The sequence below is a fragment of the Rivibacter subsaxonicus genome (assembly GCF_004217215.1).
In the GTDB taxonomy this organism is placed as follows: Bacteria; Pseudomonadota; Gammaproteobacteria; order Burkholderiales; family Burkholderiaceae_C; genus Rivibacter; species Rivibacter subsaxonicus.
Map to the genome: position 1 here is coordinate 1 of NZ_SHKP01000012.1, position 9,113 is coordinate 9,113.

Annotated in this window: 9 protein-coding genes; 6 read left to right on the top strand and 3 right to left on the bottom strand. The window is 70.9% G+C overall.

Annotated features, from left to right (window positions below):
• Positions 1-61: 61 nt before the first annotated feature.
• Positions 62-400: a cupin domain-containing protein gene (locus EV670_RS18580; protein ID WP_130434983.1), complete on the bottom strand. Its 339-nt coding sequence runs from the start codon at positions 398-400 to the stop codon at positions 62-64.
• 29 nt (positions 401-429) lie between these two features.
• Entirely contained in the window at positions 430-1,992 is a 1,563-nt protein-coding gene (locus EV670_RS18585) for a CYTH and CHAD domain-containing protein (RefSeq protein ID WP_130434985.1), read from the bottom strand.
• A 76-nt stretch (positions 1,993-2,068) separates the two neighbouring features.
• On the opposite strand from EV670_RS18585, the gene EV670_RS18590 reads away from it, so the two are divergent.
• The 6 genes from EV670_RS18590 to EV670_RS18615 all read left to right on the top strand — a co-directional run bounded on the left by EV670_RS18590 (position 2,069) and on the right by EV670_RS18615 (position 7,107).
• On the top strand, positions 2,069-2,758 hold the full coding sequence (locus EV670_RS18590; protein ID WP_130434987.1) for a hypothetical protein: 690 nt from the start codon (positions 2,069-2,071) through the stop codon (positions 2,756-2,758).
• Positions 2,759-2,836: 78 nt separating this feature from the next.
• Positions 2,837-3,037: a DUF3460 family protein gene (locus tag EV670_RS18595; RefSeq protein ID WP_130434999.1), complete on the top strand. Its 201-nt coding sequence runs from the start codon at positions 2,837-2,839 to the stop codon at positions 3,035-3,037.
• Positions 3,038-3,059: 22 nt separating this feature from the next.
• Positions 3,060-3,914 (top strand): segregation and condensation protein A, encoded by an 855-nt coding sequence (locus EV670_RS18600; RefSeq protein ID WP_242617054.1) that lies wholly within the window; start codon positions 3,060-3,062, stop codon positions 3,912-3,914.
• 89 nt (positions 3,915-4,003) lie between these two features.
• A complete protein-coding gene (gene panB / locus EV670_RS18605) occupies positions 4,004-4,849 on the top strand; it encodes a 3-methyl-2-oxobutanoate hydroxymethyltransferase (RefSeq protein ID WP_130434991.1) in 846 nt (281 codons plus the stop codon).
• Between the two features lie 10 nt (positions 4,850-4,859).
• On the top strand, positions 4,860-5,693 hold the full coding sequence (gene panC, locus EV670_RS18610; protein WP_130434993.1) for a pantoate--beta-alanine ligase: 834 nt from the start codon (positions 4,860-4,862) through the stop codon (positions 5,691-5,693).
• A gap of 910 nt (positions 5,694-6,603) precedes the next feature.
• Positions 6,604-7,107, top strand: a complete 504-nt coding sequence (locus tag EV670_RS18615) for a hypothetical protein (RefSeq protein ID WP_130434995.1) — start codon at positions 6,604-6,606, stop codon at positions 7,105-7,107.
• Here EV670_RS18615 and kefC read toward each other — a convergent pair.
• Entirely contained in the window at positions 7,104-8,945 is a 1,842-nt protein-coding gene (gene kefC, locus EV670_RS18620; RefSeq protein WP_130434997.1) for a glutathione-regulated potassium-efflux system protein KefC, read from the bottom strand. The genes EV670_RS18615 and kefC overlap by 4 nt on opposite strands.
• Between the last annotated feature and the right edge of the window lie 168 nt (positions 8,946-9,113).

Genomic DNA, 9,113 nt, shown 5'->3' on the forward strand with positions numbered 1-9,113 from the left:
AAAGCTCGCCGGGGGCCGACCCCGGCTGCGCTTTGCGCCTTGATGGCCTTTGTTTCCTGGGTCACGCGAGCCCTCCGGTAGCGTTAACAGGCCCTTGACCGGGCAACTTGCTCTGCGTCTCGGCCAACAGCGCCGGGCGATCGGCGGCGGGCGGGCGCGGCGACGACTCCGGTGCCACCGTGAACATCATGAAGCGAAAGCCGCCCAGCGGCGGGAAGTAGCTCGCGTACTCGGGCGGCGCGCCGGCGTCGGGAAATCTCGGCGGCCGATCGGCGCCCCAGAGCCGGTGGAACCCGGCGCCAGACAGCAGTGGGAAGGTGGCGCCCTCCACCTCGGTGTCGCTGACGACCACGGCCTTGCCGTGCTCGCTGTGGCCGGTCGTGACGCGTCGTAGCTTCATCGTCGTGCTCCTTGTGGCGGCGGCCGGCCTCAATCCCAGAACACCGGCGCCTTCGCCAGTCGCCGCAGCGCCTTGTCGGCGCTCGCGATCAGCGCCGGCCGCTGCGCCACCAGCCAGCCGCGGGCATAGAGCGCCTGCGGCTGCTCGGCGCCGAGCGCGCGGGTGGCCTCGATCGCGACGCACAGGTCGTTGAACTCGCCGAGCCGCTCCTGCGCCTCGGCCATCGGTTCGAGGAAAGCGGCCAGCGCCTTGCGGCGGAACAGCGGCGCGCAGAACTCGGCGGCGTAGCGCAGGCGCTTGACGCGCTTGCGCAGCACGTGGCGCGCCTCGTCGTCGATGCGATCGAAACGGCGCGCGCCCTTCACCACCTGGGCGTGCCACTGCGCCAGGCGGGCGGCGGCGAGCGCGCCGGCGGATGGCGTCGGCGCGGCCGGTGGTGCATCCACCGTCGCGGCCGGCCCCTCCGTGGGGGCGACCGCCGGGATCTCGCAGGCGCCATGCGCCACCAGCGCCAGCAGCGTCAGCGCCGCCTCGCGCGCGGCCAGCAGCGCCGACGCGTCGTGGCTGCCGGCCTCCGTCGCGCCGTGCAGCGCAAGAGGCGGCAACCCGGCCGCTTCGAGCTCGACCGCAATGCGCGAGCCCCAACCGCTGCCGAGCACGTCGACGTCGCGCAGCGCGCCCAGCGCGCCGAACAGCGTCGCGGCGCCCTCGCCCCACGCCGCCGTGGCGGGCACGCCGGGCCAGCCGTCGAAGAGTCGCCGCGCACTGCGCAGGCGCCGCAGCGCCACGCGCAGCTGGTGCACATGCTCGGGCGCGCCCAGGCCCGCCGCCAGTTCGCTGGCATTGCGCAGCACCTGCGCCAGGCCCTGCTCGAACACCGCGGCGTAGAGATCGCCCGGCGTGGCATCGCGACCGGCGCGCAACTGCGGCGCCTTGAAGGCAGGGACACGCTCGATGCCGCGCGCGAGGCGGTCGCCGCGCTCGGCCTTGCTGCGGCTGTCGAGCCAGAGGCCGTGCTCGCCGATCCAGCGCGCGGCGGTGTCGATCACCGCGCGCGGCTGGCCCGACTTGAGTTCGATCTCGAGCTCGCAGACCGGGGCCACCGCGGCGTCGCGCCCTTCGACCGCGGGCGCCAGCAGCAGGCCCTCGTCGAGCGCCAGCTCGACGGTTCCGTAGCGGGCCCGCTTGACCAGCAGGCGCCGGCGGATGTCGGTGCGGTACTGTGGCACCAGTTGAGGCGAGTCGAGCTTGAGCAACAGCGCGGCCAGCGCCTCGCCGGCCGGCGTGCCGACGTGGCGAGCGGCGTCGAGCACCGGTTCGGCGCCCGCTGCCACCGCGACCGCCACGTTGTGTTCGGCGCGACTCAGCGCATGAGCGGCACCGACCTTGAGGGTCTGCACCCAGCGCCGACCCTCCTGGCGCAGGCGCAGCGCGATGCCGGCTTCGGCCAGGTCGCGTGCGGGCGTGTCGAAGTAGATCGCGCGCAGCGGCAAGGCCGCCGGCAGCCGGCCACCGGCGGCGGCAGCCAGGGCACGCTGCACGCCCTGGAGCGCGGCGGGCGGAACGTGGAGGCGAAGTTCGGTCTCGGTCATTGGTTTGGGCGGGTGCCGGGCGCGGGGGCTCGCCGCGAGCTGCAGATAATCGCATCGGCTTCATTCCGACGCATCCATGAGTTTCCTCGAACAACTCCGTCAACAGGCCCAGGCACGCGAGGCGCAGTTGCGCGGCGACCTCGGCCATCTCGAACGCCACGTGCAACTGGTCGAGGCCGCCTGCGGCAGCCTGTGGCGCTACTTCGGCGACCTGGCGCGCCAACTCGATCTTCTGGAGCCTGCCTCGCCGCAGCGCTTTCGCTTCGACAACCGCACGCTGGTGGAGGGCTTCACCTGCCGCCGCATCGCGGCCGACATCCGCCGCCACAAGCCGGCCGAGGGACCGCTGGCCGGGCGCGAGCTGGTGCAGCAGGTCGTGCTGCACGGCGTGCTCGAGAGCGGCCGCGCGCTCGACCTGGCCAAGGACTTCCCGCCCGAGATCGAGAAGCTCGAGGCGCGGCTGGCGCAGGCGGGCATCCGCTGCCCGGGCGAGCGCGTCAACGCGCCCGAGACCGGCCGCTTCGTCGAGATGCGCTATCGCTTCGTGGCCGATGTGCTGGTCGGCGTGCGGGTCGAGCCGCTGCACGAGAGCGGACAGCTGCGCTTCGTGCTGCGCAACCTCGACGGCCTGGCCACGGTAAGCGCCAGCTTCGCCGCCCACGAGGTCACGACGGCCCGCCTCGACGAGCTCGCCAAGTGGTGGCTGGGCGAGCCGCAGCGCTTCCTGGAGGGCGCGCTGGCCGTCCAGCGCAGCGAACCGGCCTAGTCGGAGTCCGGCAGATTCGCTGCCGAGAGGCCGCCGCGGTCCGTAAAATAGCGGATTCCCCTGTTCGTGAAGCCTGCCATGCCGCTGTTCTGGAAAGCCTACACCTCCGACGTCACCGACTTCATCGCCGACCTGAAGAAGAAGGACCCGTCGCTCGAGGCGCGCCAGCTCAGCGGCCGCGGCCTGCTCTGGGACAAGCAGATCAATGCCGGCCTCGCGGCCGAGCAGCGCGCCGCCAAGGTGCCGCAGCAGCCCTACGTCTACCAGACCAAAGTTTGAGTTCCGCTTTTCGGTTCCTGGCGTGAACGCAGCTCCCGAGATCGTGGCCGAGCCGCTGGCCACCGCCGCCGACGGCTTGCCCGAGGTGGTCGACCAGGTCGCGGCCGTGGCCCGCCTCTACGGCGAGCCGCTGTTCGCGATGCCGACGGACCTGTACATCCCGCCCGAGGCGCTGGAGATCTTCCTCGAGACCTTCCAGGGCCCGCTGGACCTGCTGCTGTACCTGATCCGCAAGCAGAACTTCAACATCCTCGACATTCCGCTGGCCGACGTGACGCGCCAGTACCTGAACTACGTCGACCAGATCCGCAAGCGCAACCTCGAGCTCGCCGCCGAGTACCTGCTGATGGCGGCGATGCTGATCGAGATCAAGAGCCGGATGCTGCTGCCGCCCAGGAAGAGCGATGACGGCAGCGAGCCCGAGGATCCGCGCGCCGAGCTGGTGCGGCGCCTGCTCGAATACGAGCAAATGAAGCTGGCCGCCGCGCGCCTGGACCAGCTGCCGGTGCTGGGCCGCGACTTCCTGCGTGCCCAGGTCACGGTCGAAGCCTCGCTGGTGCAGCGCTTTGCCGACGTCAGCGCCGACGAATTGCGCGAGGCCTGGCTCGACATCCTCAAGCGCGCCAAGCTCGTGCAGCACCACCGCATCACGCGCGAGCAGCTCTCGGTGCGCGAGCATATGAGCATCGTGCTCAAGCGCCTGCAGGGGCGGCGCTTCGTCGAGTTCGAGGAGCTGTTCGAGATCAGCCGCGGGCCGCAGGTGATGGTCGTGACCTTCATCGCGATGCTCGAGCTGGCACGCGAGCGGCTGCTGGAGCTGACCCAGGCCGAGGCCTTTGCGCCGATCTACGTGCGGCTGGCCTATCAGCCTGCCTAGCCTCGCGCGGCCCTGCCGCGCTCATTGCACCGCCGGCGTGCATAGAATCCGCGCCCACGCCGCCGTTGCGGCGCTTTGATCGCACACTCATGAGCAGCCAGAACTCGCCCGGCGACAACTCGACCCCGAGCGCACGCAAGTCGATCACGCTGCACCGCCTGCGCGAGATGCACGCGGCCGGCGAGAAGATCGCGATGCTCACCGCCTACGACGCCTCCTTCGCTCGGCTGGCCGACGAGGCCGGCGTCGACTGCCTGCTGGTCGGCGACTCGCTCGGCATGGTGGTGCAGGGCCATGCCAGCACCACGCCGGTGACGCTCGAGGAGATGGCGTACCACACGCGCGCTGCGGCACGCGGCAACCGCACCGCCTTCCTGATCGCCGACCTGCCCTTCGGCACCTATCACGAGGATCCGGCGCACGCGATGCGCAGCTCGGCGGTGCTGATGGGCGCCGGCGCGCAGATGGTCAAGCTCGAAGGCGGCGGCTGGACGCCTGAGACGGTGCGCTTCCTGGTCGACCGTGGCGTGCCGGTCTGCGCCCACCTGGGTCTGACGCCGCAGAGCGTGCACGCGCTCGGCGGCTACCGCATCCAGGGCCGCGACGAGGCCGGCGCCGCCACGCTGCGCCGGCACGCCCGCGAACTGGCCGACGCCGGCGCCTCGATGATGGTCTTCGAGCTGATGCCGTCCGACCTGGCGCGCGGCCTGCAGGCCGACAACCCGGGACTGATGACGATCGGCATCGGTGCCGGCGGCGGCACCGCCGGCCAGGTGCTGGTGCTGCACGACATGCTGCGCGTCACGCGCGGCAAGTTGCCCCGCTTCGTGCGCGACTTCGTCGCCGAGGGCAACACCATCGAGGGTGCGATCCGCACCTACGTGGCGGCGGTCAAGGACGGCAGCTTCCCCGACGAATCCCTCCACGCCTACTGATCGATCCCGAATGAAGATCGTCCATACGATCGCCGAGCTGCGCACCGCCACCGGCGGCCCGCAGCGCGTTGCCTTCGTGCCCACGATGGGCAACCTGCACGAGGGCCACCTGGCGCTGGTGCGGCAGGCGCGCGGGCTGGCCAACGGTGCGCCGGTGGTCGCCAGCATCTTCGTCAACCGGCTGCAGTTCGGGCCCAACGAAGACTTCGACCGCTACCCGCGCACGCTCGAACGCGATGCCGATCTGCTGGCCGGTGCCGGCTGCGATCTCGTGTTCGCGCCGGCCGAGACCGAGCTCTACCCGGAGCCGCAGGGCTACCGGGTGCTGCCGCCGCCCGAGCTGGCCGACATCCTCGAAGGTCACTTCCGGCCCGGCTTCTTCACCGGCGTCTGCACGGTGGTGATGAAGCTGTTCCAGGTGGTGCAGCCGCGCGTCGCGGTGTTCGGCAAGAAGGACTACCAGCAGCTGATGGTGCTGCGAAACATGGTTCGCCAGTTCGCGCTCCCCATCGAGATCGCCGGCGGCGAGACGCTGCGCGCCGACGATGGCCTGGCGCTGTCGTCGCGCAACGGCTACCTCGGCGCGCGCGAGCGCGCAGAAGCGGTGCGCTTGAACGCCACGCTGCGCGAGGTGGTGGCGGCGCTGAAGGCCGGCCAGCGCGACCTGCCGACCATCGAGGCCCGCGCGATGCAGCAACTGCGCGAGCACGGCTGGCTGCCCGACTACGTGGCGATCCGGCGCCGTGCCGACCTGCAGGCGCCGCAGACGCTGGACGAGCCGCTGGTGGTGCTGGCCGCGGCGCGGATCGGCACGACGCGGTTGATCGACAACGTCGAGGTGTAGGGCGGCGGCGCGTGAGCGCTGTTTGCTGCGGCCCTGCGATTTCACCGCGTGAGGCCGCGCCGGGATGTCGGCCCGGCAGCCGAGTCCCTTTCTTTGCTTCGCCAAAGAAAGGAACCAAAGAAAGGCGACCCGGATGTGGCGGCCTTCGCTTCGCTCAGGCTGCCCTGCGGTGCTCGGGCGACGAAGGCCACTGCGGAACTCGCCCTTTTGGCCCTGCGGGCCAACGGAGCTCGAACAGTCCTCGCGGTCCCTCGCTGCGCTCGGGCAACCTTCGCCACCCTGTGCTCCTCGGCGTCACATACGGGGAAGACCGAACGCCCTCTTGCGACCCGCAGCGCGCTGCGGCTCCGCTGGTGTTGCGTGAGCCACTTCGTAGACGGGTTCCCTTCTTCGCTGCCGAGCAGCGCAGCGGCGGGCAGGTTGCCGAGCGCGCAGCGCTCGGTCGGCGAGGACTGTCTGAGGCCGGCCCAAGCCGGCCGAGTTCCGCAGCCGCCTGCACGGCGCGAGCAGCGCAGGGCAGTCGGTGCGCAGCGCCGACCAGCGAAGCAGGGTGCCCTTCTCTTTGGTGACTTTCTCTTGGGCACGCAAGAGAAAGTTACCCGGCCGCCGGGCCGGGACCCGGCGCAGCCTCACCGGTGAGCAGCAGGTGCACGACGACAAGCCGGACACCGGCGCACAGGTCTGGAGTCCACCGGAGCACCCGTACGCGGCAGCGCAGATGGGGGAATGGCAGCCACTGAAGGCATCGCTAGCCTGAGGTCTCGCGACCGGCCCCCGCCGTCGCCCACGGTGCCACATGAACTTCTGTTCGTTCAGTGGAAGCTCTACCCGGAAGACGCGCGATGGCGTCCTCGCGCTGATGGCTGGACTCAGCGCTTTCGGGTCGGGGTCGGCGACCGCGGCGCCGCCCTTGGGCGAGATCCCGGGCGCCGGCATTGCGTGGCCCTTCCCCGACTTCGACAGCGGCACCGCGCGCTCGGCGGTGCTCGGTCCCGCGCTGAGCTACCACCAGCAGCGCACGCACGCCAAGCAGCCCTACAACGAACAGAACCGCGGGATCGGCTTCGAAAGGCGGGGGCTGCTCAGAAGCGCCGATCGCTGGGAGGCCGGCATCCGCGCCAACTTCCTCGAAGACAGCTTCGCGAAACCCGCGCTGTTCCTCGACACCCAGCTAACGCACAGCATGCTTCGGCTCGGCGACACCGACTCCCGCATCGGTCTGACGCTCGGTGCGGCCTACAAGACCAGCGGCTGGGAAGACGAGCGTGACTGGGTCGGCTACGCCGGGCCGACGCTGGTGATCCGCCACCGCCCGAGCGGCCTGTCGCTGTCGACGGTCTACGTCTACCGGCGCAACGCAAGCACCGACAAGGTCAACGGCGTCTTCACGCTGCAGGCGGGGCTGGACTTCTAGGGCGGTGGTCCCCGGGCCGGCGCATCGTCGCTGCCCCAGCCCTGCTCGCGCCGCTCCTTGCGCTGCTCCCGCTCCTGCGCAAACAGCTGCTCGAGCTGCTGGCGGCCCTGCTTGCTCATGTTGATGAGCTTGGACTCGTCCTTGCGGTGCGGGCGCAGTTCCTCGATCTGCTCGATGTTGTGGCGACGAAAGCGCATCGCCAGCTGGCGCGCGCGGTGCGGCTGCCAGCCCATCAGCTCGAGCACGCTGCGCGCGCTCATCAGGGCCGCGTCGAGCGTCTCGCGCTCGACATGCTGCACGCCACGATCGCGCAGCTCGTACCAGTGCTGCACGTTGCGCGCGCGGGCCACGATCAGTGCCTGCGCGAAGTGCTCCTGCACGATGTCGACCACCTTCAGGCTCTGCTCGATGTCGTCGATGGCGACGACGATGATGCGGGCCTCGGCCGCGCCGGCGGTGCGCAGCAGGTCGAGCCGGGTCGCGTCGCCGTAGTAGACCGGCCAGCCGAAGCGGCGCGTGCCCTCGACCTGCTCGGCGTCGTGGTCGAGCACCGTCGCCGACAGGCCGTTGGCGTAGAGCATGCGGCCGATGATCTGGCCGTAGCGGCCGAAGCCGAGGATGATGATCGGCGCCTGCTGCGGCTCGGCGATCTCGTCGATCTTGCGCGTGGCGCCACGCGCGTAGAGCGGCGCCACGAAGCGATCGACCGCCACCAGCAGCAGCGGCGTCAGCAGCATCGACAGCGCCACCGCGCCGATCAGCACGCTGGCGGTGTCGGCGCTGAAGATGCGCGCGCCGACCGCGCCCTGGAACACGACGAAGGCGAACTCGCCGCCCTGTGCCAGCAGCAGCGCGAACACCGGCCGCTCGGCCACCGGCAGGCCGATCGCCTTGGCCAGCGCGGCCAGCACCGCCAGCTTCAGCGCCATGAAGCCGAGCAGCACGCCGAGCACCGTCCATGGCTGGCGCGCGAGCGCATCGAAGTCGACCGACATGCCGACCGCAATGAAGAACAGCCCGAGCAGCAGGCCCTTGAAAGGTTCGAGGTCGGTTTCCAGTTCGCGCTTGTATTCGCTCTCGGCCAGCAGCACGCCGCCGAGAAAGGCGCCGAGCGCCATCGACAGCCCCGCCACCTGCATCAGCGCCGCCACGCCGACCACCAGGAACAGCGCGGTGGCGGTGAACAGCTCCGGCGTGCCGCTGCGCGCGATCCAGCGCAGCAGCGGGCGCAGCAAGAGGCGGCCGCCGAAGATCACGGCCACGATCACGCCGATCGCGCGCGCCGCCTCCCACCAGGGGTTGGCGCCGTCGTCGGCGGCGACCGCGCCGAGCAGCGGGATCAGCGCCAGGATCGGGATCGCCGCGACGTCCTGGAACAGCAGGATCGCGAAGCCGGTCTCGCCGCTGCCGGTGCGCATCAGGTTGCGCTCGGCGAGCACCTGCAGCGCGATCGCAGTCGACGAGAGGGCCAGGCCGAGCGCCGCGATCAGCGCCACCTTCCACGGCACCCCAAAGGCCAGCGCGACGCCGGCGATCGCCGCGGTGCAGCCCGCCATCTGCAACGTGCCCCAGCCGAAGATCGGCCGCCGCAGCTCCCACAGCTTGCTCGGCACCAGTTCCAGCCCGACCAGGAACAGCATCAGCACCACGCCGAACTCGGCGAAGTGCAGCACCGTCTCGGGGTCGGTCACCAGCTTGAGCCCGTGCGGGCCGATCAGCAGGCCGGCGGCGAGGTAGCCGATGATCGCGCCCAGGCCGAGCGCGCGCGCCAGCGGCACCACGATCACCGCCGCGGCCAGGAAGACCAGGGTGCTGAGCAGCCACGGGGTTACGTGCATCTCAATGGCTCCAGCGCACCGGGCGCAAATCAGGGCTTGCGACGGTAGAACACGGCGAGAGGAATGTCGGCTTGCGGCGCATTGCGGTCGTTCGGCTTTCCTGGTGTTCGATCGCTTCGCCAAGCCACGGCCGGGCGGCGTGCTCCGCTTCACTGCGGCGGTCGTCCC